Annotated in this window: 2 protein-coding genes; both read right to left on the reverse strand. The window is 65.0% G+C overall.

The genetic code is table 11. The features are described from left to right. Positions 1-243 precede the first annotated feature (243 nt). On the reverse strand, positions 244-1,110 hold the full coding sequence (locus tag AC11W3_RS19410; protein WP_484093590.1) for an IS630 family transposase: 867 nt from the start codon (positions 1,108-1,110) through the stop codon (positions 244-246). Next, positions 1,067-1,390, reverse strand: a complete 324-nt coding sequence (locus AC11W3_RS19415; RefSeq protein ID WP_484093591.1) for a helix-turn-helix domain-containing protein — start codon at positions 1,388-1,390, stop codon at positions 1,067-1,069. The genes AC11W3_RS19410 and AC11W3_RS19415 overlap by 44 nt, the downstream gene beginning before the upstream one ends. Between the last annotated feature and the right edge of the window lie 3 nt (positions 1,391-1,393).

Below are 1,393 nucleotides of genomic sequence, written 5' to 3' on the forward strand. Positions count from 1 at the left end.
CGCTATTTGGCCGGGATTCTGCAACGCTATTTGTCATCTACACAGAATTGCTCATTCAATGATTCGACATAAGCCATGATGGCCCAACCATATACAGGCACAGGTGGCTTGAGCGAGGAGCAGCGCCGCGAGGCACTTGAGCGGTTTCGGATCCTTCAGCCATACCTGGAGGAGGGCGTTCCCCTTGCCCGCATCGCTCAAGACCACCACTTAGTACAACGCCGCAGAGAAAGGGGCACGAAATCACGCGGCCAAGGGTTGCGAATCCGTTGAGGTGCCCTCGGTCAGCTTACACTTGGCCATCACCTTCGCCACCGATTTCGTGCTCCAGTTGAACGGATGGGCCACGTGATTCCACTCGGCGATATACGCCTGCAGCCGCTCGGCCAACGCCGCCTTGTCCGCGAAGTCAGCAATCCGCAGTCGCTTCCGCTGCAGGATGCTGAACCACTGCTCCACCTGGTTCATCCACGAACAATGGACCGGCGGATGATGGAACACGAACCGCGGATGCTTCGCCAGCCAGGCCTGCACCTGCTTGCCCTTGTGCATCCGCAGGTTGTCCAGCACGACGTGGATCGTCGTGATCGTCGCGGGGATCTCCCGGTCCAGTTGCTCCAGGAAGGCGATGAACTCCACCTGCCGCTTCCGCTCGGCGGTCCGGCCGTAGACCTTGCCCGTGCGCGTGTCGAAAGCGGCGAACAGGTGCAAAGCCCCACACCGCCCGTACTCATGCTCGACGCGGACCGGTCGCTCAGGCTGAGCCCCCAGGGTTGGCGCCTTGCGGGGGCGGGGCTGCAAGCTGGTCTTCTCGTCCACACACAGCACCATCTCATCCTGGCGGAGCGGCCGGGTGTAGAGGTCACAGATCTCCCGAACCGAGGCCGCGAAGGCCGCATCGCGGGGGACCTTGGGGGACAGCCACAGGTGATGCCGCCAGGGCTTAAGGTGGTGGTGCTCCAGGATGCGCCGCACGGTGTCCGGGGAGATGCTGGAGACAATCCCCTCGGTGACCACCTGCCGGGCCATCTCCCGGCAGTCCCAGGTGGACAGGGAGCGGCCGCGGTCATCGGGCCGCTCGCAGGCCATCTTGACCAGGTGCAGCGCCACCGTGGGGGGAAAAGACCGGCTGGCGGCCGGGCCGGGGCTTGTCGCGGAGGCCAGCCAGCCCGTGGAGTCGGTATCGCTCGGCCCATTTGCGGACGTGTCGGATGCTCAGGCCGCACACCACAGCGGTGTCCTTCAAGGTCCTGCCCTGTTCGAGCAGGAGCAGGGCGCGGCCACGGCGCGCGACCCCAATGGGGCAGGTGCTGGTGCGCTGCCAGCCCTGGATCTCGGCTCGGTCGGCTGGGGTCAGGACGATGCTCAGAGCGGACTTGCGGCCGCGCATGGC

The sequence above is a fragment of the Geomonas sp. genome (genome assembly GCF_056994735.1).